Genomic DNA, 24,581 nt, shown 5'->3' with positions numbered 1-24,581 from the left:
AAGCGGCGAAGCCTTCGGATACGATGCGAGCGTTGCGGGCCGTACCGCCCCGCTGAAAACCATCTATCTGAAGGCTTCGCCAAAACTTCCAATGCCTCTTCCGACCACGCCTCGCATCAAAAAAGCCAGTGCTCACATTAGCCAGAACGAAAACCTGATCTTTGAAAATTCGCGTCCAGGCGGCCGGGCCTACCACTTGCCACCGAGTGACGTCCCTGAAGTTGATCCCACCGGGCTGATTCCCTCCCATTTGCTACGCCGGGACGATCTCGCCGACATGCCGGAACTCACCGAGCCTGAAGTCGTCCGGCATTACACGCGGCTTTCCACGTGGAACTACGGCACGGACACCGGCATGTTCCCGCTTGGCTCGTGTACGATGAAGTACAACCCCAAGATCAATGAGTGGGCGGCGCGGCTGCCGGGCTTTGCCCAATCGCACCCGCTTGCGCCAGAAACGGCGGTGCGAGGCAACTTGCTGTTGATGAAGCAGCTCGAGGAAGCCCTGTGTGAAATCACCGGATTGGCCGCCGTTTCACTTCAGCCGACGGCCGGCGCGCACGGTGAGCTGACCGGCATGATGATGATTCGCGCGGCATTGACGGCGCGTGGCAATGCCCGCCGGTATGTCCTGATCCCTGACGCCGCGCACGGAACAAACCCGGCCAGCGCCGTCATGTGTGGCTACAAAGTCATCACGCTGATTTCAAAGAAAAACGGATTGCTTGACTTGGCGGCCCTCGACAAAGCGATGACGGACGACGTCGCCGGGCTGATGATTACGAATCCCAACACGCTGGGGCTGTTCGAGGAAGACATCGCCAAAGCCTGCGAGCTGATCCACGCACGCGGCGGCTTTGTCTATATGGATGGCGCGAACATGAACGCACTCGTTGGGGTGGCGCGTCCGGGTGACATGGGGGTAGATGTCATGCACCTCAACTTGCACAAGACCTTCTCGACGCCACACGGTGGCGGTGGGCCGGGCTGTGGTCCGGTCGCCGTCAGCCACGAGCTGGAACCTTACTTGCCCTACCCGACGTTGCGGCGCGTGGATGAAACGACGGTTGTCTTCGACCATGACCGCCCGCATTCGGTTGGGCGTGTCAAAGCCTACTATGGCAACTTTGGGATGATGGTGCGCGCGCTGGCCTATATTCGGGCGCTTGGGGCCGAGGGTCTCCGCGCCGCGACCGAAACGGCCGTCCTCAATGCCAACTACGTCAAGCACCACTTGCAAGCTGACTATGACGTGCCGTTTGACGGACCCGTGCTGCACGAAGTCGTCTTCAACGACCGGCGGCAGCAAGCCTATGGCATTCGCAATGGCGACATCGCCAAGCGTCTGATTGACTATGGCTTTCATCCACCGACGATGTCATTTCCGCTGGTCGCGCCCGGCGCGATTATGGTCGAGCCGACAGAAAGCGAAAGCCGCGCTGAACTCGACCTGTTCATCGAAGCCATGCGCGCCATCGCGCGGGAGTGTGAGGAATGCCCGGACGTCGTCAAGACTGCCCCGCATCAAGCCCGCCTTGGGCGTTTGGATGAGACAACTGCCGCCCGGCATCCAGTGCTGCGCTGGCGACCATCGCCAGCGGTCAAGGCAGCCGGCGCGTGATGGCGATGGACGGGATAGCCTCTCCCACCACGCTGACGCCCACGACGTGGTGGCTTGTGGTAGATACGGCCTCACCCCGTTTGAGCCTGGCGCTGGTTTGTGGCGATACGTTATGCGGGCAGTTTGGCGCGCGCAGTCAAAAGCCGAGTGCGCACCAGGCGGTCGCGGATATTGCGTACCTTCTGGAGCGAGTCGGAATTCAGCCAACTGATCTATCTGCCGTGGGCGCACTGGTTGGTCCAGGGAGCTTCACCGGCATCCGGGTTGGGTTGGCGGCGGTCAAGGGCATCGCGCAGCCACTCGGACTGCCAATCGCAACGGCGACCACGCTCGAAGCGCTGGCGAGTGCCGTGAGCGTCCAGTCGCCGACAGTGGTTCTCGTTGTGAATGTTTCGCACCGGCAGGAGGTTCACGGACAAGGTTTTCTTGCCCAGCCAAACGCTTTTCCACAGGCCGTTACGGAGGCGCTGACGGGTGAAGTCGCGTCCGTGCTCAAGACGCTGGTTGCGCAAGCTCCAGATGAATGCCCGCGTGTCATCACCGGCGACGGCCTGACCTTGCTTGACGAATCAGCCCTCAACACCATCGTTGGGATGGCGGCGCACTGCGCCAGTCCGCCCTGGCTTGCGCCGGTTGCCATCCCGTTGCTCGCGGCGCGACTGGCAGCCGGCCAGACGCGCGCGGCCAGGGAAGTAACAGCTTTCTATGCCCGCGCCGCTCTAACCGCCTGAGCGCCCCGTTGGGCTGAGAACCGAAGTGTTGGGGGGCAACCGGGGTTAGTCCGACGGTACGGTTCCAGGTAAGTCAGCCCGCTTTCGTCGCCAGCGAAGTCCGGCCGAAAGGCCCAGCCAGGCCAGCCCGGAAGACCCCATGATGGCCAGTCCGCCGTCCTGCAAGTCGGGTGACAGCCGCCCGGCAACGCCGACGACCAGCCAGGCCAGGAAAAAAACGTATCCGGCGACGGTGCGCATTTGCCGAACGTGGTGCAGGAAGGTGATCCGGCGGACCTCGGCTTCAAGGTAGTCGTCGTCTTGGCTCAGGCGCTCATAGTAGCGCGCTTCCCGCTGGGCCCGGCGGCGCAGGGCGGCGTCTGCCACGCCGTGGGCGGCGGCGTAGTAGTAGTGTGCGACCCGTGCGAGTTGGCCATCCCGAAAGGCAATTTCGGCCAGGCCGGTATAGGCTCGAAACAGCGTTCGGTCAATTTCGATGGCCCGGCGAAAGCAGCGTTCGGCTCGCACGAAGTCAAACAGCTCGCAGTAGGCTTCGCCAATGCGCTCCAGTAAGCGCGGTTCGTGTCGCGCCAGCCGCGCCGCCAGCCGCAAGCAGGCCGCCGCACGGAGCTGCCACCGGGGATGCTCCGACAGGGCAAAGCGGCGGAAGAAGTAGCCCATTTCACACAATAGATGCGGGTTGCCACGGTCGCGTCCGTAGGCGTGCCCAAAATAGCGCAGCGCCAGCTTGAGTTGTCCGATCAGTGTCAGGTGATTCGCGGCGATGCGCAGGAGCGGCGACGGGACTTGCGCCATGTGCGCGTCGTCCAGCAGTTCGGCGACGCTGGCTATCGGTGATGGTGCGCCATAGCGCCGCCAGGCGGTCGAATGAAAATCAAGTTTCGATTCGTCCAGCACCGCAAACAGCTCGGTGACAAACGATTGGTAATTGGTGGTGTTTGAGAAAATAACGGCTTCAAAGCCCGCGCCCGCCAAGATGGTCCGAAACCGGTAGCGCGTCAGGCTGAACGGGAGATGAATGACTTCCGTGATAACGATTTCGAGCTGGGCAACGGGAAGCTGCGTCGTCGTCCCCAGCAGATTGGCTTGCAGCCAAGCGTAGGGCCCACGGCGACGCAGGCTGGCGCCGTCGAAGACAAGCACCTCGATGCGCCCCACCAGCAATACAAGCGGAAACCCAACCAGCAAGACGACGCCAGCCGACGAATAGCCGACCCGGAACGCGACACTCGATAACATCAGCGCAATTCCTGCGGCAAAATAATAGCGTCCCTGTTCGGTATGGATGCGATAGCTTGGTTGGCGTCGGGCGTTTGAGTCAATCACATGCGCACTATGCCAGCGCCGACACCGGAACGCCAACCGTTTCGACGCCGCCAAACCGCCGCTGCCGCCGTTGGTAGGCCACTAACGCTTCCAGCAAGTGGGTGCGGTTGAAGTCGGGCCACAGGGTGTCGGTCACGAAGATTTCCGTGTACGCCATTTGCCAGAGCAGGAAGTTGCTCAAACGCATTTCGCCACTGGTCCGAATGAGCAAGTCGGGGTCGCTCTCGGTGTAGAGGTGGCGCGCGACATCTTCTTCCGTAATCAGGTCAAGCGGTCGCCCCAGCCCCATGAATTCACGGGCTACGGCGCGCAGGGCATCCACAATCTCGGCGCGACCGCCGTAATTGAACGCGACATTGAGCGTCATGCGCTGGTTGCTGGCCGTGGCTGCAACCGCATAGTCAAGCGCCTTGCGGACCGCCGCCGAGAGCGCATCCGTTCGTCCGATGAAGCGGAGCCGAACGCCGTTACGGTTCAGCAGCGGAACCTCACGGTGGAGGCACTGTTGCAAAAGCCGCATGAGCATCGTGACTTCAACGCGCGGTCGCCGCCAGTTTTCGGATGAGAACGCATACAGCGTCAGGGTTGGGATACCGAGCCGCGCGCAGTTTTCAACGGTGGTGCGCACGGCTTCGACACCGGCCGGATGGCCGGCAATGCGGGCCTTGCCCTGGCGATTGGCCCACCGTCCGTTCCCGTCCATAATGATGGCAATGTGCCTGGGCAGGCGGTTGGGGTCGAGCTGGCGCAGAAGGAAATCGTCCGGGGAGCCGCGTTCGATAAGGGATTCAAACTCGTGCATTCAAGCTTCAGTGACTCAAATTAGCCAAAAATCACGGCGCTTGAGCGCCGGTGCGGGTGTGTTATGAACCGGGCGCATACTAGTAATCTACGCGCATGAGCGTCAAGCCCTGGGCTGGCGCCGTCGGTCCGACGGCAAACTGCTTTGTCAAACAAAGTATCTGGCGAACCGCCTCCGGCGGCACCTTCCGCTGCCCAACGGCAAGCAGAGTCCCCACCATGCGGCGGACTTGGTAGCGCAGAAAACCGTCACCATGGAAAGCCACCGCGACCAGTTCCGCCGGGCGCAACGGGTCGTGGTCGTCGGTTGCCGCGCCAGCCGGCGGTGGAAACCACATGACACGATGGATGGTGCGGATGGAGGTTTGGACGGTACGGTCGGCCACGCTAAACGGCGCGAAGTCATGGCGACCAACGAAATACGCGGACGCCTCGCGCATGGCTTCCCAATCGAGTTGCATCGGAACCAGCAGGCTGTAGCGCCGCCACCGCGGACTTTCCACTTGGCCGCGCCAGAAAGCGTAGTGGTACAGCTTGGCGCGCGCCGATTTGCGGGCGTGAAAATCGGCGCCGACGACTTCGACCTGGCGTACGCGAATGTCGTCGGGCAAGTGGGCATTGAGGGCCGCGCGCCAAGTTTCAGGTGGGCGCACCGGTGCGACATCGGTGTGAACCACCTGCCCCAACGCATGGACACCGGCATCGGTACGTCCGGCGGCATGCAGTTGCGCCGGATGGCCGAGCAGTGGCGTAAAGGCCGCCGCCAGCGCCGACTGAATGGTCGGCGCGTTGGCCTGGGTTTGCCAGCCGGCAAACGCCGTGCCGTCATACTCAATCGTCAGCTTCAAGCGCGGCATGGGGGCAATCTGGGAAACGGCGTGGCAACATTGGCAACCGAGGCCAATGGGCGTTTCCGAAACAGCACGGGAGTGGTGGCTTCAGGGCGTTGCCGGCGGCACGTCTTTGGCGCACCGAAAGCCCGTCGAGAGGTCGCGGAACGTGCGCTCATTCATAAGTCGGCGGGTGGACATCGTTTTGCGGGCGTCATCCGCAAAACAGCCACCACGCACAATTTTGAGTGGTTGAAACTGAGGTTTGACGACCGCTTGGCTGCCTGGATAGAGGTCATAGCCACTTTCAGTCCACTCGGAGACGTTGCCGGCCATATCGAGCAAGCCAAACGGGCTTTCGCCAGGGAAGCTGCCGACTTGGCGGCGTTGGTCCTTGATTTGACTAATGTCGCGCCCGGCGTTGAGCTTCGCCGGGTCAAATTCATTGCCCCACGGGTAGAGCCGCCGATCCACGCCACGCGCGGCGTATTCCCATTCCACTTCCGTCGGCAACCGCTTGCCGGCCCATTTGGCAAACGCCTGGGCATCGTCCCAACTGACTTCTGCCACCGGAAGCTTTGCCGTTCCGGGCGGAAAGGTTTTTTGCCCTTTCCAGTTGAGCGGCGGCGGGTGTCCAGTTTCCTGGACGAACTGGGCGTACTGCTCGTTAGTGACTTCGGTTTTATCCAGGAAGAACGGCGCGACCTGTCGTTCATGCTCGGGTTTCTCGAAGTCGTCGGCGCTGGCATTGTTGCCCATGATGAACTTACCGCCGGGGATGTACACCATGCCGGGCGGGGCTTGGGGCGTTGGTACCGGTTTGGGGTCGGCAGTCGTGGTCGTGGTACTTGCAGGTGTCCCGCGTTGGGACAAGTACCACCCGCCACCGGCAATGAGTCCGATGACTGCCACCGCGAGTCCGGCCGCAAGCGGCAGCCACCGCTTCGGGGCTGTCGCCTGGCCATCCACCGTAACGTAGGTTTTTGTCTGGCCCCCTGGTTCATCCGTGCGCTTGCGACTGGAACCGGTTGAGCGTTGGCGCTCCTGCGTGACGCGATCGGCCGAAGCATCCGCATTCGTCAGCGCCAGCGTCCGGTTGGTTGGCGCGGGATCACTCAATCCAGCCGTCGGTTTGATGCCTTCCCCGGCCGTACTGGCCCGCCCGACGCGACGCTGGGTTTTGAGCAGGTTGGTGAGTTGCCCCGTTCCCAATGCGCCGGCTTCGTGGAGCGCTTGTTCGAGTTCGGCAAAAAGGTGAAGCGCCGTGTCCGGTCGATCATTCGGGTTTTTGGCCAGCGCCCGAAGAATTAGGTAGTTGATCGCCGATGGGATGGATGGATTGATCTCAATTGGCGGCGTTGGCGCTTGTGAGACGTGCGCCATCAAGGTCGCCATCGAGTTGTCATTTTGAAACGGCACACGACCGGTAAAAAGCTCATACAAAATAACGCCCAAGCTATAGATGTCGGAACGCGCATCTAGCTCGATGCCCTGGCACTGTTCGGGTGACATGTAGTCGGGCGTCCCGATGACGGTGCCGGAAGCCGTGAGGGTGTTTTTATCCTGGCGCTTGAGCTTGGCGATACCAAAGTCAAGCACTTTGACATCTCTGATGGACTGCTGCTCATCGAGTAACAGAAAGATGTTGTCCGGTTTGACATCCCGGTGGACGATCCCCTTGACATGGGCCGCATGGAGCGCCGGGCAAACGCAAGAGTAGATAAAGTGAATGTCTTCACCTGGCAGCGTGTGCGTTTCCCGCAACCGCTCACCGAGCGACAGACCTTCGAGATACTCCATCACGAAATACACCAAGTTGGAGTCTTTCGTAACCCCGAAGTCGGTTACGCTCACGGCGTTTGGGTGGCGAATCTGGGCCGCTGCCTGGGCTTCGCGCCGAAAGCGTTCAACGGCTTTTTCATCTTCTCCGAACTGGGCATGAAGCACCTTGACTGCAAAGGGCGAGCCGATCTCAATGTGAATTGCGCGATAGACTTGCCCCATGCCGCCTTCGCCAATTTTCTTTTCGATTCGGTACTTACCATCGATGAGGACAGGCATGAGTCCTTTGCCATCAACGGGACAAAAGGTCACACTGTCTTCATACTCTCGCCCACAGGCTGGACACTGCTTCATTATGGTTTGTCGGACTCCCCTACTTGAATGGTTGCTTGAATGATTTTCCCACCCGCATGGGGGCGCTCAAGGTTGCGCGACGTCGTGCGCAGATTGTTGGAAACTATACTGTGATTGTCAAACGCCTTTATGGAAGCAAAATTGCGCTATGTCTAACGAGCTTACGGTTGCGCCAAGCTTCACCGTGTGCGGGGCCGGTCTGTCCGGTACTTTAGCAGCCCTTTATCTGGCCCGACAGGGTAACCGCGTCATGCTCTATGAACGCTTTCCAGACATGCGGACGAGCACTGTTCCGCGTGGGCGCTCAATTAACTTGGCGCTGTCACGCCGCGGACTCCATGCGCTGGAAACCATTGGGTTGGCTCCAGTTATTCGTCCGCTAGCCATTCCGATGCGCGGTCGCCTGATTCACAGCCAGCAGGGCGACCTCACCTTTCAACCTTACGGGCGCACACCAGACGAAACGATATTTTCTATTTCGCGTCACCAACTCAACTGCGCCTTACTCGATGCGGCAGAACGTTGGCCAAACCTAGAAATTCACTTCTCCAAACGTTGCGTTGGGCTTCAGCTCAGTTCACTGACGCTTGACATTGAAGACGTGCCAACGCGCACCGTTCGCCAGGCCAGCGCCCGAACTGTTATTGGCGCGGATGGGGCGTTCTCAGTCGTGCGCCAGGCACTTCAGCGGACAGAACGCTACGACTATGCACAAACCTTTCTCCCTCATGGCTACAAGGAGCTCACCATTCCGGCGCTCCCCGGTGGATTACACGCTCTGGAGAAAAACTATCTGCACATCTGGCCGCGTCAGGACTTCATGCTCATCGCCCTTCCTAACCTGGATGGTTCCTTTACCTGCACGCTATTTCTGGCTTACGAGGGCCCGGAAAGCTTTGCCCGGCTGACCGACGATGATGCCATCCGCCGGTTTTTCGACCACTACTTTCCCGATGTTGTGCCGCTGATGCCGACCCTGGTCGAAGACTTCAAGTACAACCCGACCGGCTCGATGGTGACCATTCGCTGTTTTCCCTGGCAGCACGCCGGACGGGTTGTGCTGCTCGGGGATGCCGCGCATGCGGTTGTCCCCTTTTACGGTCAAGGCATGAATGCTTCCTTTGAAGATTGTGTTGTCTTGGATGAATGTCTCCGGCGACATAACGGCGACACAGCGGCCGCCTTTCTTGACTATCAGCAGCAGCGGAAAGTCAACACGGATGCGCTAGCGGAACTGGCTTATGAAAACTACCTTGAAATGCGGGCCAAGGTCGCTTCACCCTGGTTTTTGTTGCGGCGGCGACTGGAGTATGGACTCTCAAGCCTGCTGGGCGACCGTTTTCTGCCGCTCTACACCATGGTGTCATTCACGCGCATTCCATACGCTGAAGCCCGTGCCCGCGCTGCGCGTCAGGATCGCTTACTAGATATTGCTCTGGCCGCCGGTGGGGTCGCTGGGCTTATCCTGCTATTGTGGCTGGTGTGGCGGTGGCTTGGATAGCGTCGCGGCCAGGGAATGGTGGCAAGCGTTGTTAGCTGTCACCGGAACTGCCGCCACAAGCGGTAAAGAAGCCGACCGCTGCTGACCAGCCCAGATAGCCCAAGCACCGTGAACCACAGCGGCGAAGTCTGGAGCTGGCGGTCAAGCCAGTACCCCACCATGAACGGCGCAATGAGCGTGAGCGGCAACCCCAACGCCAACCCAGCCGATGCCAACATCTGGGCTGGCGTACCTGCCGCTTCAGGCTCTGAATCGTGGGACGGCCGCATGGCGATGTAGGTCACATTGGGAAAGGGTGGCGGAGGGCATGGGATTCGAACCCACATGTCCTTTCGGACGCCGGTTTTCAAGACCGGTGCATTAGCCGTTCTGCCAACCCTCCGCAGGCAGCCGGAAAACTATAGCTGGGCTTGCCTGTGACGACAAGCGTACGCGACACGGCTGCGCTACAATCCACGACCAGAACCCTTGGCTTCAGTCTGGGGTGGTTGTCGTCAGTAAGTTTCACTCGGAAGTTAGTTGCACTCAGAGCTTTAGGGGAAGGAGACAGATCGCCATGGCGCAGGATGACCGCAATCGTTTTGAGTACCGGGTTGGCGATGAAGTGTCCTTTGCAGCGGGACATGGCATGCAGTACGGCGAAATTGCCCGGATCGTCACACCGGGTCCAGATGGCGCGGTTGAAATCGAGTGGGAAGACGGTCGCCGGGAGATCAAGAAAACCCGCGACCGTGCCATTCGGCTACTTCGCCGCGCCACCGGGGCAAGTGAGTTTGACGAACAGCGCGGAAGTCGGCGGCGCAGTTTTGATAATGAAATTTCAGAGGTGCGCCGGAGCGACGTTCGTCGTCGGCAGGGATGAAACCGCTGGTTATCCCGGTGATTGTCGGGCCGACCTGTTCCGGTAAAAGTGACCTTGGGCTGGCCGTTGCACAGACGCTGAACGGCGAGATTATCAATCTTGATTCGATTCAGGTCTATCGCGGCCTCGATGTCGCCACCGCCAAGGTTCCGGTCGCCATCCGCGCTACAACGCCGCATCACTTAATTGACGTAGTGGAGCCCACGGAGCATTACACGGCCGGACGCTATGCTCGTGAAGCTGCCGCTTGCTTGGCCGCGATTGAAGCGCGTGGTCGAACTGCTGTGTTCGTCGGCGGGACGGGGCTGTATTTGAATGCCTTGCGTGGTCGTATCTTTACCGATGATGCTGCTACGGATTTGCGTTTGCGTGATCGTTTGCGGGCTATCCGTGATCGGCGTGGCGCGCCTTGGCTGCACCGCATGTTGAAGCGGCTTGACACCGCGACTGCGGCACGGCTCCAGCCAAACGACTGGTCGCGGACCATGCGTGCTCTGGAGTTTTTCTTTCAAACGAAAACGCCACTTTCTCAGCGCCAAGCCGCACTACCACCACCACCGTCATTTGTCAGGCGGATGCGCATTGTCGTGTTGTCTCCACCGCGATCGGCGCTGTATGCCCGGATTGATGCGCGGGTCGAGGCCATGCTTGCCGCTGGCCTGTTGGATGAAATTCAGTCCCTGCTGGCCGCTGGGGTGCCGCAGGATGCCGAAGCGTTTCAAGCCCACGGTTACCGACGCTTCATTGAGTACCTGCGGGGCCAGCGAACGTACGCATCGGCCGTTGAGCAAATGAAGACCGATACCCGGCATTATGCCAAGCGGCAGCTTTCCTGGTGGCGGCGCGAGCCGGATGCCTGGTGGTTCGACGGATTTGGTCACGACCCGGAGGTGCAGGCGCGGGTCATTGCCGCTCTGCGGGAGGCGCAAGTCGAGCTGGCCGGCGCAACCTGTCTGGCAAGCTGACTTTCCGCCGGGATAGTGACCTGCCTATGATGGCGTCATGCGTCCCGTGGCTGAATCAGTGTTTGATGTCGTGGTGGTGGGTGCCGGCGTTGCCGGCTTGACGGCGGCAGTTTTGTTACAGCATGACGGCTACCGAACGCTCCTGTTGGAAGCCCATGACAAAGCCGGTGGCTGTGCTGGGTATTTTTTCCACAAGGGGTACTCCTTCGATGCGGGCGCGACCGTCCTGATGGGCCTTGATCCCGACGGCCTTCACACACAAGTTTTTAGGCGGTTGGGTGTGGCGCTGCCAGAGAGTACGCTGGTCGAGCGCGTGGCCGTTCACCTGCCTGACCGCACAGTTCACATTGATTATGACCAGACACGCTGGGCAGAAGAGCGGGTCGCCCGCTTTGCCCGGACACCCGATGAAGCGGATCGCTTGCGTGCCTTTTGGACGTTGATTGACCAAACGGCCGACGTGATGTGGGCGGCAACGGCAAAGCTTCCGGCGCTTCCGCTGCGTCACTGGCGGGATGTGGTTGCCAATTTACGGTTGGTGTCGCCGGGTTTTGTGCAAGTCCTGCCAAACTTATTTTCGACCGTTGAAGGCGTCTTGCGTCGGTATCGGCTTGCCGACCATGGGCCGTTGCGGGCGTTCCTGGATGGGTTGTTGTTGATTACGGCGCAGGAAACCGCCGCCCGCGCGCCCTTTCTCAACGGCGCTGCCGGTTTGGATATTTACCGCCACGGCATTCGGCGCGCGCGGGGTGGCATGAAAACCTTCATCAAAGCGCACGTTGAGGCATTCCAGGCGCTTGGTGGCGTGTTCAAGCGGCGGCAGCGCGTGACCTGCATCCGACCGCAGCCCGGCGGCGGCTATACGCTTGAAACCGACCGCGGTCTGACACTTCAGACGCCGCGCGTCGTGGCCAATCTGCCAATCTGGAATCTGCCGTCTCTGGTGGCGGCAGACCTTTCGCGTTCGTTGGCGCGACCGCTCAAGAAGGCCGGCACGGGATGGGGAGCGTTTACGCTTTATTTGGGCGTCAAATCTGAAGTCATTCCCGACGATGCGCCGCTCAATCAGCAAGTCCTGTTGCAGTACGGTGCAAGCTTCGAGGATGGCAACAGTGCCTTCTTGAGTCTCAGTGAGGCCGATGACCGAGCCAGCGCGCCACCCGGTCGGCGCACCCTCAATGTCTCGACGCACACGGAAGTTGATGCGTGGTGGGAAGCCACGCCGGAAGCTTATGCGGCCCGGCGGGCCGCCGTGGTCGAACGCCTACTCACGGCTGTTGAGCGCGTGTTTCCAAACGTCCGCGATGGGATTGAATGCCTGCTGCCGGGAACGCCAGTCACCTTTGCTCACTACACCGGACGCGCCCGCGGGATGGTCGGCGGGCTGCGTACCAACCGCTGGAACAGCAACTTGTTTGGAATTGGTTCGCGCGATGTCGGACTGCCCAACTTTTGGCTGGTTGGGGACACCGTTTTTCCGGGACAGGGAACGCCGGCCTGCGCCCTTTCCGGCATCAATGCCTGGCGCGACATCACCGGCCGCTGGACGCTTGCCGCCCCACCTTCCGGGGTGGTTGCGCCGACCGGTCAGGTGGTTGGACCGGCGCTCAGGGCCACGTCGCCGGTTGTGCGATCCGTTCGCTGATGGGCATCGTCTGGGTGCTCAAGCTGAGAGCAGCTTGGCGGGACAAGATGCTTCGGAAGGCCCTGCGCCATGATGAGCCATCAGGACTCAGGCGGTAGGTCTGAGGAACCCAAACGTTGAGCGCGCAGGCGAGCGAGTTCGGCTTCGAGCTGGGCGCGGGCTTGGCGTTCAGTCTCAGCCCGAGCTTCAGCATCGAGCCGCGCCTGACGCTCAACCGCTCTGGCTTGGCGTTCGGCCTCGGCACGGGCTTCGGCATCAAGCTTGGCTTGGCGTTCAGTCTCAGCCCGAGCTTCAGCGGCTTGTATCCGGGCTTCGGCGTCAAGCTTGGCTTGGCGTTCGGCTGCGGCCCGGGTTTCGGCATCAAGCTTGGCCTGGTGTTCGGCTGCGGCGCGGGCTTCGGCATCGAGCCGCGCCGACCGCTCCGCTGCCAGCCGCTCCACCTCCGCCCGGGCCACCTCATCCGCCGTCTCCCCACCCAGCACTCCATCCACCGCAATCGCCACGCCACCAAGCGCCTCCAGACTCATTACCTCCCCACTGCCGTAGGTCAGTACCTCCGCATACCTCCCCTCCCCTACAACCGGCCGCCGACACACCACCACCCGATCCTGCCGCGTGTCCACGATCACGTACTCCCCAATCCCACGCCGCCCATACTCCGTCCGCTTCGCCTCGTAATCATCCCGCCAGTTCGTACTCGTCACCTCCACCACCAGCACCGCCGCCGCCAACGCCAGCCGCACCACCCCATCCGCCGCTTCCGGCGTCCGCGGATCGCCCACCGCTTTGTGGCATACCACGATGTCGGGAATGCGCACCGTATCGGTTTCTGTCTGTACCCCAAGCACGGTCGCGGTGTAGGGCAGGTCGCGCTCGGCAATCACCCAGTTGAAGCGGGTCAACAGCGCCGTGACGATGGCCTGGTGGCGTTTGGAGGGGGCGGGCATCTCAACCGGGATACCTCGGACAAGCTCATAGCGGCGGTCAGGCTCACCGTAGGCAAGAAACTCTTCAAGGGTCAAGCGGCGGGGTGGCGCCAGGACAACGGGTGCGGACATAGCAAAGTTCTCCCAACCGGCAACAACCAGAGCGTGAACGCCCCGGTGCGCAGTGTGCCGGAGACGTGCGGCTGGTGGCAAGGGAGGCGAGACGCCGGTTTAGCAAGCGCGTCTGGCTGATTGAACAGGGCCCGGAAGCGCCCTGTCATCCACCGTGGAGCAGCTCAATCACTGAGATGGCGGGCAACATTCGTGCGGTAGGCCAAGGCGGCCGGCAAAAGCCCCATCACCGCTCCAAGGGCCAGCGTCCCGGCCACGACGGCAACTTCAAATGGCACGTAAGCTGTCAGCCAGGCCGGCCCAACTTCAAGGCGTGTCCAGGTCCAAGGCGCAAGCGGTAGCCCACTGAGGAACTTCAAGCTGCTTCCAGCGGCCGCCAGCAGCAAGTGTCCGCCAACGACGCCCGCCAATCCACCAAGCGCCGCCGTTATGGCAGCTTCCCAGACCAGCCAGCCAAAAATGGTGCGCCGATGCGCGCCCAGCGCGCGCAGCACCGCCACCTCCCGTCGGCGTTCAGCCAGCGAGTTGTAAATTGCCACCAGCACCGAAACCGATGCCACAACGACGACCAGCACTGACATCAACAGCAGTGCGCGGTCAACCGTCCCGACGATGGCAAAGAGTTTCTGCACTTCGACGCCGGGTAACGCCGCCTGAGCGTCCTTGCCCTTGTTGATTTCCCGTTGCATGAGAAACAGGTAGCCCGGCGACCGAAGCTTCACAATGATGGACGTGACTTCATCAATGGTCGTCGCGGATGCGGTTGGCGCCGGTTTGTCGCCCATTGGCGGTGCGCTCGGCGTGGGCGCAGTGGTTGTTGCCGGAGCCGTGGACGGCTTCTTGTGATGGTGATGGTGGTGGTGATGTTTGTCTTCAGCTTCAGGTGGCGACGCTGTAGTGTCGGATTCCGCCGGGAGCGCGTTGAGCTGGTCGAGTAAGTTCTGGTTGTTCTGAGCCGGACTGCTATCACGATGGATTTCATCCACGCTGCCCAACGAAATGAAAATCACCCGGTCAAGCGGCGTGCCGGTTTCACGCAACACGCCCACGACGGTAAAGGGCGCGTCCTCATGCTCTTCAGCGGCCACGGTGTCTTCGACGCCGTGCCGCGCCACAAACGTCTGCCCCAGGGCCAGCTTGGCTTCCCGCGCCACGACACTCCCGATGACGGCTTCATAATCCGCGGTAAACGCTCGCCCCTCGGCAATGGAAACCGGCTGCCCGTCCTTGAGCTTGACAAGCTCGAAGTACTCCCGCTCCGTGCCAACCAAACGAAAACCCCGGTAGTTGTCGCCCAGCGCCAAGGGGATGGCATAGGCCACCCGGTCATCTGCCTTGAGCTTGCGGTAATAGTCGTAAGGCAGGTTGCCCACCGGCACGTCGAGGTGAAAGACCGTGTTCAAAACAAGCTGCAAGGGCGAGCCTTTCGCGCCGACGACCAGCTCGTATGACGCCGCCACGTTGTCGAAATTGGCCTGCGCCTGTTGCCGCATGGACGTAATCGCCGTGACCAGTGCAACGCCCAAGGCAATGGAAATCGCTGTCAAACAGGTCGAGAGCCAGCGTTGCCGCAAGTTGCGATAGATGACCGTCAGGGTTTGCATGCCAGCCTCATCCGGGATGTGCTTGGTTGATTGTGCTTGGTTGATGCGCTTAGTTGACGCGGTTGATGTCAGACAAGTGCAGCGTTGTTGGGAAGCGGCGCGCGACGGCCTCATCGTGAGTCACGACGATCAGCGCCGCGCCGATGTCGGTGCAAAGCCGCTGCATGAGGTCGAGCACGGCGTCGCGGTTGCGACTGTCAAGGGCGCTGGTGGGTTCGTCGGCCAGCACCAGCTTCGGACGATTGGCCAACGCGCGCGCAATGCCGACCCGCTGCTGCTGTCCGGCCGAAAGCTGGCGCGGAAAGTAGCGGGCGCGCTCCCGCAACCCGACCTTTTCCAGCAGGTCGAGCGCATGGGCGGTCCCGGCCCGATTGGCAGCAAACTTCATGCCTAACGCGACGTTTTCAAGCGCCGTAAACGCCGGCAGCAAATGCACGCTCTGGAAGATGTAGCCAATGTTGTCAGCGCGAAAGCGGTCGCGGTGCGCTTCGTTCAAGCGTGTGATGTCTGTATTGTCGAGTCGGACTTCACCGCTGTCAGGCAGGACAATGCCCGCAATGAGGTTGAGCAGCGTCGTCTTGCCCGAACCGCTCGCCCCAACGAGCGCAACTTGCGCGCCGGCAGCCACGCTCCAGTCCGGCGTGTCAATCACCGGTGTCGGCGGCTCGCCATCTGGACTTGAGTAAGCTAAACGGAGATTGCGTATGTCAAGCATGGTGTGTGTCGTTGACTCGGAGAGCGGCTGGCCCCCGCCGCTGATGGTTGCGGCTAGGATTATTCCTAACTACAGTCAGGCCGCAACGAACTCTACTCGACATGAGGACGGCAGCAAAAGCCGACTGTTCCAAAGTTTCAACTTTTTGACCATACGAGGTGGGTAGTCATGTCCTTAGCGGCAACCACGCAGCAAGTGCCGGTCACGGTGTTGACCGGCTTTCTGGGCGCCGGCAAAACCACGCTTCTCAATCGCTTGCTCACCGAGCAGCATGGTAAACGCATTGCGGTCATCGAAAACGAGTTTGGCGAAGTCGGCGTGGACAATGAACTGGTGATTGACGCCGAAGAAGAAATTTTCGAGATGAACAACGGCTGCATCTGCTGCACGGTGCGCGGCGATCTGATCCGCATTCTGGGCAACTTGATGAAGCGCAAGGACAAGTTTGATTACATCCTGGTGGAAACAACGGGAATGGCCGACCCCGGCCCCGTCGCCCAGACGTTCTTTGTGGATGACGAAGTGCGGAGCAAGACCCGCCTCGATGGCATCGTGACCCTGGTGGACGCCAAGCACGTGTGGGAACACTTCGACACCAACGAAGTCAAGGAACAAATTGCCTTTGCCGATGTCATCCTGCTCAACAAAACGGATTTGGTGGATGCCGAAACACTTGACCGCCTCGAACAGCGTGTCCGTGCCATGAATGCCACCGCCAAGATTTTACGTACGCGAGATTCCAACGCGCCGGTTGAAAGCTTGCTCGACATTGGCGCGTTTGATCTCAATCGGGCGCTGGCCGTGGACCCGCAGTTTCTTGAGCCAGAGTATCCGTTTGAATACGGTGGGGTGTATGACCTGGCGACCGGGACCTATGCGTTCAGCTTGCAGCCCGGACCTGACCCAACCCTGGATGTCGTGCTTCTCCCCGTCCCCGAGGGTGAGGAAGATGCCTTAGCGCGGCTTGCTGACCAGGCCATCATCGCCTTTTCAGACGAGCCAGACCTCATAACCCACGGGGGCATCCTGGCACCGGGAACGCGATTGCAGCGGCTGTGCCTGGAAGTGGAAGGGCCAACCACGGTCATCGTTCCGATTGAGCAAGCCGGACGCTATGCCCTGTTTACCCAGCATCATCCAGATGAGTTTGCGGCCACGTTCCGGCGCGACGGCGTGGACGTTGCTCCCGTGGCGACCCGTGAGTACAAGCCCGACCATGAGCACGACGATGAAGTTTCTTCGGTGGGCATTACCACTCCCGGCGACCTCGATCCCAAAAAGCTCAATGCCTGGCTTGGCGAGCTGCTTCAGACGAAGGGGCCAGACATTTTCCGCATGAAAGGCATCCTGAGCATTGCTGGTGATCCGCGCCGGTTTGTTTTTCAGGGGGTGCACATGATGTTTGACGGCCGGCCAGATCGTCCCTGGGGGACAGAGCCACGCCGCAACGCCCTCGTCTTCATTGGGCGGCATCTTGATCGGAAAGCCCTCGAAACCAGCTTTCGGGACTGTTTGGTAGGATAAATCGAGTTTGAAGTGCTGAGTTTTGAGTTCAAAGCGTGGGCAACAGGCGTGGTGGTGGTTGCCGGGTTGCCCGGTGCGTCCCTAGAAGTAGCGCGGCAGTCGTGAGCCATCCTCGCTCGCTCCTGCCGCGCCTGGCTATGGATACGTCAAGCCATCAGTCGAATCGCCCGTTGCCGCGCCCCTGCTGCCAGCCCCAGTCACGGTTGCCGCGCCAGTCTGGCCCGCAGTCGTTGCCGCGTCCACGTCCGCGCCCGCGCCCGCCGCGGAAGTCGTTATACCCTTGCTCGTAACCGGCCCGGTAGCCATCCCGGAAACCGCGCCGATAGTTGCCATCGTGCCGCCACTCGCGCTGGAAGCCCTGCATGGCGTTTTCATAGGTAGCGTTGCGGAAGTTGGAGCGAAAACCGCGCCGGCGATCGTTGCGCCCGTCCTCAAAGCCAATCTGGAAACCAATGTCACGTCCGCGCTCACGAACCCACTGCTCGGATGGCGGACGCCGATTGAAACGGGGGTCATTCACGCCCCAGGGGTCCCAGTTCTGGGCGGCGGCGGACATCGGCGCGCCAACCAACAACAGCAAGCCCAAAAACACAGTGCCCAGGGCGAGGCTTCGGCTTCTCAGGGTGGTCATCATGATGTTTGTTCCTCCACGACCAAGGATGTTGCCTGGTTAGAGAACAACTTCCGTGCCACACTTTCGCCGGTGACGCTTTTACCGGTTTTTCAGGTTCAGGACAGGCTTTTTCCTAGAAAGGCCGTACGACACCACCCCATATCGTATGGCGCTCGCCCACGCCGTATCCTAAATCGTCAGTCGCAAGACAACCACCGCGAATAGTCACACTGGAGCGGTGGGGTGGAAAAGCCGACTTTCTGGGCTTTGGTTGTCTCAAAAGCTGAAAGCTTGGATACCTCACTCGCCTACGGAGGCATGACTTATGCGGGCACGGCTTCACCTTCTGGCACTGTGGCTCGGGTTATTCGGTTTGGTTGGTGTCTGGGTAAGCGTCACCCAGGCCCGGCGTGAGTCTCTTCCCACGGGCCGGCCGCATACGCTCCACCACGGCGGGATAAAGCGCACCTACCACCTGCATGTGCCGGAGTGTGCGGCTGCACCTCCATGGCCGGTGGTCATCGCACTCCACGGGGGTGGTGGTGCAAGCGCTGAAGAAATGGAGCGTCGTTTTGGCTTTGCCCGGCTTGGAAACCGTGAAGGGTTTCTGACGGTCTATCCGGCTGGTGTGAATGGCCAGTGGAACGATGGGCGCGGAAAAACCTTTCGGCGCGCACAGGACAATACGGATGTGGATGATGTCGGCTTCATTCGGACCCTGATAGAACACTTGGTAAAAACGGGCCAGGCCGACCCCGACCGGGTGTACGTGACCGGTTTTTCAAATGGCGGCATGATGACCTACCGTTTGGGGATTGAGCTTGGTGATCGCTTGGCAGCGATTGCGGCTGGGATTGCCAATTTGCCTACTAACCTACGCAACCGGACGCCAGTGCGGGCGCTGCCTGTTCTTATCATGAATGGCACTGATGACCCCATGGTTCCCTGGCAGGGCGGTGACGTACGGGTTCTCGGCCGCGCCTATGGCACCGTCCTTTCAACTCAGGAAACGGTTGATTTCTGGCGGGCGGCCGCGCGGCTTCCCACCCAGCCGACAGTTGAGCGATTGCCCGACCGTGTGCCAAGTGACCAGTGCCAAGTCGAGGTGCGTCGCTGGACGGAACGCGCGGCCGCGCCGGAGGTCGTGCTGTATGCCATCCTCGGCGGTGGACATCAAATTCCCGGTGGGGCAACACCCAAAGCGCCCCGTTTGGTCGGCAAGCAATGTATGGACATCCAGGCGACCGAGGTCATTTGGACCTTCTTTGCACAGCACCGCCGTAGCCGCTAAACTTTCGTCGCCAAGGGCGGGGCGGAGGCCACGTGCACACCGATTTGAAGATGACGCTCGTCCCAGCTAATCCCAACCCTAGTCAAACTGCCAACCCCTGTGATTTTCGTCATCAATCGCCAACGCCGTGAGCGACTCGACCGCGCTGCCGTCGCGGCGCTGGCGTCGGCTACGCTGGAAGCCGTGTTGGGCGCGCGGCTGGCATCGGCCTTGGATGCCAACGTTGTCTTCATCAGCGATGAGCCAATGCGGCGGCTCAATCAGGCCTACCGAGGCATCAACGCCCCGACCGATGTTTTATCTTTTGTTCACTTACCGCTCCTCTCGCCTTACGAGTCCACACCTGCCCAGCGCGAAGCCTGGTTTTTCAGCCAGCCACCGACTACGTACGGCGACGACCGTCCCCTGCTGGGTGAGGTGGTGATTGCCACGCCAACGGCCCGCCGCTATGCCGAACGCCATGCCTTGACATTCGCCGAAGAAATCCAAAGACTCGTTATCCACGGCGTTGTCCATCTATGTGGGTATGATCACGAAACTGACGCAGGGCAAATGACGCGCCTGGAGCGTCAGCTTCGGCAGCGATTTCTGCGGACTGCCCTGGTGTCAGCCGATGCCAGGTAAGCTGGTTTGCCTCCGCTTCGCGCAAGCAGCGCACGTCACATTATGGAATATGAGCTAGCCTTCGCGCTGCTAACGATTGGCGGCCTGTTCTTTCTAGCTATCGTGGAAAGTGCTCATGGCTCGATTTCCGAAGTCACGCTGCGGTCGCTGGCGGCTGAACTACCTGATGAGTCCCCGCAGCGCCGGTTTCTCCGCCATCTGTTGAGTCACCGATTAGACTTCTGGTTGAGCCTGTCGCTTGGCTTACAGTCGGGCACGCTGGTTGTGACAACCCTGGCGGTCATGCTGGCGCACCGCTTTGCATCGCCTTGGGCACTGCTGGCCGCCGTTGGCATCGCACTTTTTCTGGTTATTCCGGCCCGCCAAATTCTGCCGCGCATCATTGTCCAGAATCAGCCCGAGGCCTATCTGCTTCGCTTCCTGCCCTGGTTTCGGCTGTATTTCAATGCCGTCCAGCCCATCGTGCGGCCCATGCGCCAACTCATCATGAGCTTTCGGGCCGAGTCAGAACGCAGCATCACCCCCGATTCAACCCCGCCATCGGAAGGCGAGGGCATCCAGGCCCTGATTGACGTTGGCGAGGAAGCCGGCATCATCGAAGAAGAAGAAGGCGAACTCATCCAGTCAGTCATTGAGTTTAGTGACACGGCCGTTCGTGACATCATGACGCAACGGCCGGACATCATTTCGGTGCGCGCCTCCTCCAGTGTGCGTGAAGCCAGCGAAACCATGACGCGCGAACGTCACTCGCGGCTGCCAGTTTTTGAGCAGGACTCGGATGACATTGTAGGGATTGTCTTTATTCGTGATGTGCTGGACTGTCTTCTCAATGGGCGCGAACACGTACCCGTTCGTGAGATCGTGCGCCCGGCTTATTTTGTTCCTGAAAGCAAAAGTATCGGTGATTTGTTGGAAGATATGCGCAAATCGGCCATGCAAATCGCTCTGGTGATTGATGAATATGGTGATGTTGCCGGACTCGTGACCATCGAGGACATCCTCGAAGAAATCGTCGGTGAGATTGAAGACGAGGACCAGTCTTCAGAGGTCGAGGAAGTGTTGCTCGAAACGGACGGCGCATGGCTGGTGCGTGGGAGCACCGAGATTCGCAAGGTTGAACTCGTGACCGAACGGGAGCTATCCGGCGATGACTTTCAGACCGTCAACGGGTTCATTGTTTCCGAACTGGAGCGTGTCCCTTCCACCGGGGAGCACTTTATTGTGCGCGGACTTGAAGTTGAGGTTCTGGAGAGTGATGGGCGTGCGATTCGTCGCGTCCGGCTTCGCAAACCCGTGACGGACTCACAGGCTTCCGAAGAAACTTAGTGTGGATTCACCCTGCTGGACGGCCCGAAAGCGGCGCAGCCGCCCAATCGTTTCGGCCAGGGGGCGCTTGGCGTGGTGCTCGACGACGAGCCACCCATCCGCGTTGAGCAATGGATGCGCACCCAACAGGTCGAGCAATGGCGCGTAAATCGGTGAGGCATAGGGTGGGTCGCAAAAAATGAAGTCAAACCGCCGCTCCGCTTGGATGAACTGCTTGACTGCGCTGACGGCATCGCGCTGCACCAGTTCAGCTTCTTCGCCGATGCCACAGCGGGCCAGGTTGTCCACGAGCGCCATCAGTGCACGGCGTGAATTCTCGACAAATGTCACCTGCTGCGCGCCACGGCTCAGGGCTTCAATGCCAACCGCGCCCGAACCGGCACATAGATCGAGAAACGTTGTGGCGCTGATGTACGGCGACAGAATGTTGAAAAGCGTTTCGCGCAGGCGATCTGAAGTCGGACGTACGTGCAACCCATCGTTGCTGCGCAGGCGCTTGCCCCGATGCAAGCCGGCGATCACGCGCATGAGCCGTTTCCTCCACCTACGTTCGTGACGCTAATCGTTTGTTTTGAGCTTGGCAACCGATGCTTGGGTGGCAGGCTGGTTGTGCTGCCTGGCTACCTGCCGATCTCAAGGCCCGGTGCGCGTGAGTTGACCATGTTCGAGTCGCCACACCTGCTGGCAGGTGGCCGCCAAGTTGGTGTCATGGGTGACGATCACCAGCGTCATGTGGTGATCCTGCTGAAGCTCATGCAACAACTTGAGAACTTCAGCCGCCGTGCGCTCATCGAGATTGCCCGTTGGCTCGTCGGCCAGAAGCAGCGGGGGCGTGTTCGCCAGTGCCCGCGCCAGCGCCACCCGCTGACTTTCGCCACCGGAAAGCTCGGTTGGCAGGTGATGCCGGCGGTTGCCCAGCCCAACCCGCTCAAGCAACGCCTCCGCGCGCCGATGACTTTCGGCCGCTGAAACCCCCGCCATCCGCATCGGCAGCGCAACGTTTTCGAGCGCCGTGAACTCTGGCAGCAAATGGTGGAACTGAAACACGAAGCCGATGGTCTGGTTGCGAAACCGCGCGCGCGCCGTTGCCGACATTGCCCACAGCGACGCGCCCATGACGCGCACTTCGCCGGACGTTGGGGCGTCGAGTCCGCCCAGAACGTGCAGCAACGTGGATTTTCCAACCCCCGACGCGCCAACGATGGCGGTTGACGTGCCGGCGTCCACCGACCAGCACAAGCGTTCAAAGACCACCAGCGGCGGTTGCCCAGGCGTCGTCCCCGGATACCGATAGGTCAGTTGGTTGACAACAAGCACAGGCAACAGGCTGCGTCTCCAGCAGTGCGTCGTGTCGTGTGAGGTGAAACTACGCGGACTATGCTCTCGGCGGGATTATTCTTTGCGCTTCGGGCGCAGGTTGGCCGCCAGGACTCGTTTGCGCAGACGAATTGCCGTTGGCGTGACTTCAACCAGCTCATCATCAGCGATGAACTCCAGCGCCTGTTCAAGCGAAAGCTCACGCGCCGGAACGAGCCGGATGCCTTCATCGGCGGTTGAGGCGCGCATGTTGGTCAGCTTTTTCTCGCGCACAACGTTCACATCGAGGTCATTTTCACGGGAGTTCTCGCCGACAATCATCCCTTCGTACACAGCCGTCCCCGGCTTCACAAACATTTCGCCGCGCTCTTGCAGGTTATAGAGAGCATAGGCCGTTGCTTCGCCGGCGCGATCAGAGACCAACACGCCGTTGAGTCGTGAGGCAATCGGCCCGAGCCACTTGTCCCACCGGAGAAACATGGTGTTGAGCAGCCCGGTGCCCTTGGTGTCGGTGAGAAACTCCGACCGAAAGCCAATCAGGCCACGGGATGGAATTTCAAACTCCATGCGCACGCGGCCCGTGCCGTGATTGATCATTTTCGTCATGACGCCGCGGCGCCGACCCATGGCTTCGGTAATGACGCCAACAAACGTGTCTGGACAGTCCACCACCGCCAGTTCGATTGGTTCCTTGAGGATGCCGTCTTCCTGGCGCGTAACCACTTCTGGCTTCGACACCTGTACTTCATACCCTTCACGGCGCATTTGCTCGATAAGGATGGATAGTTGGAGTTCACCCCGGCCAGTCACCTTGAAGGCTTCTGGTGAGTCGGTGTCCTCGACCCGGATGGAGACGTTCCCCAGCAGCTCTTTGTCCAGCCGCTCACGAATTTGGCGCGAGGTCACGTACTTGCCCTCGCGTCCAGCAAAGGGCGAGGTGTTGACGCCAAACACCATCGAGATGGTTGGTTCGTCAATCTGGATGAGCGGGAGCGCCTTGGGCTGTTCGGCGTCAGAAATGGTTTCGCCAATGTTGATGTCGGGAATTCCGGCAACGGTGATGATGTCGCCGGAAGCCGCACGTTCACAGGGAACACGCTTGAGGCCTTCAAAAGTGTAAAGCTGGGTGATGCGGTGTTTTTCAACCGAGCCATCCCGCTTGCACAGGCTCACCGGCTGTCCGATGGTCAGTTCGCCCGCCACGACGCGCCCAATCCCTAGGCGGCCAACATATTCATCGTAACCAATGTTCGTGACCAAAACCTGGAGTGTCTCGTGTCGCCGGTCAATTGGCGCCGGGATGGTTTCAATGATTTGCTCAAAAAGTACGCGCAAATCAGAGGCTTCGTCTTCAGGCCGGCGCTTGGCGATGCCGTCCCGCCCAATCGTATAGACAATCGGAAACTCGATTTGTTCTTCGTTGGCGTCCAGGTCAATGAACAGGTCATAGACCTCGTTGACAACCTCCTGAATGCGCGCATCGGGACGATCAATCTTGTTGATGACGACAATGGCTTTGAGATTGAGTTCAAGGGCTTTGGACAGCACATAGCGCGTCTGCGGGAGCGGCCCTTCGGAAGCATCCACCAGCAAAACGACACCGTCCACCATTTTCAGAATGCGCTGCACCTCGCCGCCGAAGTCAGCGTGGCCCGGTGTGTCCACGATGTTGATTTTGACATCACCATAACGCACCGCCGTGTTTTTGGCCATGATCGTGATGCCCCGCTCGCGTTCGAGGTCGAGGTTGTCCATGACACGATCTGCAACCTTTTCATTGGTGCGGAAGGTTCCAGACTGGCGCAGGAGGGCGTCCACAAGCGTGGTTTTGCCATGGTCAACGTGGGCAATGATGGCAAGGTTGCGAATATCCGTACGACTTTCCACGGGCAGTACCTCTTAGCGTTGGGCGTCTGAACCACGAGTGCAACAAGGGTCAAGCGTTCAAAAAAAGGGCGTAGGCTAGCGCACTTCCACCAGAATGGCTACCCAGGGTTTCCGGTCTGGCGCGCCGCCGCCACCAAGTTGCCTTGGTCGGGGTTGCGCGGGCGCTATAATCACGAGTCTGGTTGAATCGCCACTGGGTAAACG

22 protein-coding genes and 1 tRNA gene are annotated in these 24,581 nt (G+C 60.4%); 10 read left to right on the top strand and 13 right to left on the bottom strand.

Annotation, left to right across the window (positions count from 1 at the left end; genetic code table 11):
* The first annotated feature begins 91 nt into the window (after positions 1-91).
* A complete protein-coding gene (gene gcvPB, locus J8C06_RS10805) occupies positions 92-1,621 on the top strand; it encodes an aminomethyl-transferring glycine dehydrogenase subunit GcvPB (protein ID WP_211428698.1) in 1,530 nt (509 codons plus the stop codon).
* The gene (gene tsaB, locus J8C06_RS10800; RefSeq protein WP_246602110.1) at positions 1,621-2,352 is read left to right on the top strand and encodes a tRNA (adenosine(37)-N6)-threonylcarbamoyltransferase complex dimerization subunit type 1 TsaB; all 732 of its coding nucleotides are present in this window, start codon (positions 1,621-1,623) and stop codon (positions 2,350-2,352) included. The genes gcvPB and tsaB overlap by 1 nt, the downstream gene beginning before the upstream one ends.
* A 45-nt stretch (positions 2,353-2,397) precedes the next feature.
* Here tsaB and J8C06_RS10795 read toward each other — a convergent pair whose 3' ends face one another.
* The 4 genes from J8C06_RS10795 to J8C06_RS10780 all read right to left on the bottom strand — a co-directional run bounded on the left by J8C06_RS10795 (position 2,398) and on the right by J8C06_RS10780 (position 7,370).
* Positions 2,398-3,678, bottom strand: coding sequence for a tetratricopeptide repeat protein (locus J8C06_RS10795; protein WP_211428696.1), 1,281 nt, complete (start codon positions 3,676-3,678; stop codon positions 2,398-2,400).
* A gap of 7 nt (positions 3,679-3,685) precedes the next feature.
* A complete protein-coding gene (locus J8C06_RS10790) occupies positions 3,686-4,480 on the bottom strand; it encodes an isoprenyl transferase (protein WP_211428695.1) in 795 nt (264 codons plus the stop codon).
* Positions 4,481-4,559: 79 nt separating this feature from the next.
* Entirely contained in the window at positions 4,560-5,336 is a 777-nt protein-coding gene (gene truA, locus J8C06_RS10785) for a tRNA pseudouridine(38-40) synthase TruA (protein ID WP_211428694.1), read from the bottom strand.
* An 81-nt stretch (positions 5,337-5,417) separates the two neighbouring features.
* A complete protein-coding gene (locus J8C06_RS10780) occupies positions 5,418-7,370 on the bottom strand; it encodes a bifunctional serine/threonine-protein kinase/formylglycine-generating enzyme family protein (RefSeq protein ID WP_211428693.1) in 1,953 nt (650 codons plus the stop codon).
* Positions 7,371-7,593: 223 nt separating this feature from the next.
* Here J8C06_RS10780 and J8C06_RS10775 point away from each other — a divergent pair, with 223 nt between their 5' ends.
* Entirely contained in the window at positions 7,594-8,946 is a 1,353-nt protein-coding gene (locus J8C06_RS10775) for an FAD-dependent oxidoreductase (RefSeq protein ID WP_211428692.1), read from the top strand.
* A gap of 38 nt (positions 8,947-8,984) precedes the next feature.
* Here J8C06_RS10775 and J8C06_RS10770 read toward each other — a convergent pair whose 3' ends face one another.
* Positions 8,985-9,272 carry an AtpZ/AtpI family protein gene (locus J8C06_RS10770; protein ID WP_211428691.1) on the bottom strand — a complete coding sequence of 96 codons (288 nt, stop codon included), beginning with the start codon at positions 9,270-9,272 and terminating at the stop codon, positions 8,985-8,987.
* Positions 9,243-9,328, bottom strand: a tRNA-Ser gene (locus J8C06_RS10765). Before J8C06_RS10765 ends, J8C06_RS10770 begins: the two co-directional genes overlap by 30 nt.
* Positions 9,329-9,502: 174 nt before the next feature.
* Between J8C06_RS10765 and J8C06_RS10760 the strand changes: the two genes are divergently transcribed.
* From J8C06_RS10760 to J8C06_RS10750, 3 genes are read left to right on the top strand one after another with little or no spacing between them, the layout of a single operon-like run.
* The gene (locus J8C06_RS10760) at positions 9,503-9,808 is read left to right on the top strand and encodes a hypothetical protein (protein WP_211428690.1); all 306 of its coding nucleotides are present in this window, start codon (positions 9,503-9,505) and stop codon (positions 9,806-9,808) included.
* Positions 9,805-10,773, top strand: a complete 969-nt coding sequence (miaA, locus tag J8C06_RS10755; protein ID WP_211428689.1) for a tRNA (adenosine(37)-N6)-dimethylallyltransferase MiaA — start codon at positions 9,805-9,807, stop codon at positions 10,771-10,773. The genes J8C06_RS10760 and miaA overlap by 4 nt, the downstream gene beginning before the upstream one ends.
* Before the next feature lie 37 nt (positions 10,774-10,810).
* Complete coding sequence (locus J8C06_RS10750) at positions 10,811-12,418, top strand: phytoene desaturase family protein (protein WP_211428688.1); 1,608 nt, start codon at positions 10,811-10,813, stop codon at positions 12,416-12,418.
* An 80-nt stretch (positions 12,419-12,498) separates the two neighbouring features.
* Here the strand turns inward: J8C06_RS10750 and J8C06_RS10745 are convergent, their stop codons facing one another.
* The 3 genes from J8C06_RS10745 to J8C06_RS10735 form a co-directional block, all read right to left on the bottom strand.
* The gene (locus tag J8C06_RS10745) at positions 12,499-13,476 is read right to left on the bottom strand and encodes a Uma2 family endonuclease (RefSeq protein WP_211428687.1); all 978 of its coding nucleotides are present in this window, start codon (positions 13,474-13,476) and stop codon (positions 12,499-12,501) included.
* A 164-nt stretch (positions 13,477-13,640) separates the two neighbouring features.
* A complete protein-coding gene (locus tag J8C06_RS10740) occupies positions 13,641-15,080 on the bottom strand; it encodes an ABC transporter permease (RefSeq protein ID WP_211428686.1) in 1,440 nt (479 codons plus the stop codon).
* A 49-nt stretch (positions 15,081-15,129) separates the two neighbouring features.
* On the bottom strand, positions 15,130-15,795 hold the full coding sequence (locus tag J8C06_RS10735) for an ABC transporter ATP-binding protein (protein WP_211428685.1): 666 nt from the start codon (positions 15,793-15,795) through the stop codon (positions 15,130-15,132).
* 168 nt (positions 15,796-15,963) lie between these two features.
* Between J8C06_RS10735 and J8C06_RS10730 the strand changes: the two genes are divergently transcribed.
* Positions 15,964-17,319, top strand: coding sequence for a CobW family GTP-binding protein (locus tag J8C06_RS10730; RefSeq protein ID WP_211428684.1), 1,356 nt, complete (start codon positions 15,964-15,966; stop codon positions 17,317-17,319).
* Between the two features lie 154 nt (positions 17,320-17,473).
* Here the strand turns inward: J8C06_RS10730 and J8C06_RS10725 are convergent, their stop codons facing one another.
* Positions 17,474-17,953, bottom strand: a complete 480-nt coding sequence (locus J8C06_RS10725) for a hypothetical protein (RefSeq protein WP_211428683.1) — start codon at positions 17,951-17,953, stop codon at positions 17,474-17,476.
* Between the two features lie 304 nt (positions 17,954-18,257).
* Here J8C06_RS10725 and J8C06_RS10720 point away from each other — a divergent pair, with 304 nt between their 5' ends.
* The 3 genes from J8C06_RS10720 to J8C06_RS10710 all read left to right on the top strand — a co-directional run bounded on the left by J8C06_RS10720 (position 18,258) and on the right by J8C06_RS10710 (position 21,173).
* Positions 18,258-19,223, top strand: a complete 966-nt coding sequence (locus J8C06_RS10720) for a CE1 family esterase (RefSeq protein WP_211428682.1) — start codon at positions 18,258-18,260, stop codon at positions 19,221-19,223.
* Positions 19,224-19,322: 99 nt separating this feature from the next.
* Entirely contained in the window at positions 19,323-19,847 is a 525-nt protein-coding gene (ybeY, locus tag J8C06_RS10715; protein WP_211428681.1) for an rRNA maturation RNase YbeY, read from the top strand.
* Positions 19,848-19,889: 42 nt separating this feature from the next.
* Positions 19,890-21,173 (top strand): hemolysin family protein, encoded by a 1,284-nt coding sequence (locus J8C06_RS10710; RefSeq protein WP_211428680.1) that lies wholly within the window; start codon positions 19,890-19,892, stop codon positions 21,171-21,173.
* Here J8C06_RS10710 and rsmD read toward each other — a convergent pair.
* The 3 genes from rsmD to typA all read right to left on the bottom strand — a co-directional run bounded on the left by rsmD (position 21,150) and on the right by typA (position 24,383).
* Positions 21,150-21,701, bottom strand: coding sequence for a 16S rRNA (guanine(966)-N(2))-methyltransferase RsmD (gene rsmD / locus J8C06_RS10705; protein ID WP_211428679.1), 552 nt, complete (start codon positions 21,699-21,701; stop codon positions 21,150-21,152). The two genes, J8C06_RS10710 and rsmD, sit on opposite strands and share 24 nt — an antisense overlap.
* A gap of 105 nt (positions 21,702-21,806) precedes the next feature.
* Positions 21,807-22,490 (bottom strand): ABC transporter ATP-binding protein, encoded by a 684-nt coding sequence (locus J8C06_RS10700; RefSeq protein ID WP_211429895.1) that lies wholly within the window; start codon positions 22,488-22,490, stop codon positions 21,807-21,809.
* 75 nt (positions 22,491-22,565) lie between these two features.
* Entirely contained in the window at positions 22,566-24,383 is a 1,818-nt protein-coding gene (gene typA, locus J8C06_RS10695) for a translational GTPase TypA (RefSeq protein ID WP_455423720.1), read from the bottom strand.
* Positions 24,384-24,581 lie beyond the last annotated feature (198 nt).

It is taken from the genome of Chloracidobacterium validum, from assembly GCF_018304825.1.
Lineage (GTDB): Bacteria > Acidobacteriota > Blastocatellia > Chloracidobacteriales > Chloracidobacteriaceae > Chloracidobacterium > Chloracidobacterium validum.
Note: the sequence above shows the minus strand (reverse complement) of the source record. Positions and strands in the feature narration are given on the sequence as shown.